Raw genomic sequence first — 291 nt, 5'->3', positions numbered from 1 at the left:
CCGCAACCGGATTTTGACCGAGGCAGAGATCGATCTTGTTACTGACTATATTCATTCACTGTAAGTGTTCTATTTTATGGGAGTTAATCGATGAAATTACAACGCAGGGCTCTGCTCAGGAGCCTGTTAACCGCTGCCGCTGTATTGGCAATTCCACGCTGGCTGTTTGCGGCAAGACCGGATAAGGCATTTGATGAAAAGAGCGCCGAATCCGTTATCAGTAGCCTGTTTGACGGACCCGTTACGGAAAGTGACCAGGTGACCCTGAAGATTCCTGATATCGCGGAAAAC

At 48.5% G+C, this 291-nt stretch carries 1 protein-coding gene; it reads left to right on the top strand.

The window, feature by feature from the left end:
- Positions 1 to 90: 90 nt before the first annotated feature.
- On the top strand, positions 91 to 291 hold a 201-nt coding region (locus tag MD536_RS21100), incomplete at its 3' end, for a hypothetical protein (RefSeq protein ID WP_239603771.1).

It is taken from the genome of Flavihumibacter cheonanensis (assembly GCF_022352215.1).
GTDB lineage: Bacteria > Bacteroidota > Bacteroidia > Chitinophagales > Chitinophagaceae > Flavihumibacter > Flavihumibacter cheonanensis.
The sequence above is the reverse complement of the archived record's forward strand: the minus strand, read 5'-3'. Positions and strand labels throughout refer to the sequence as shown.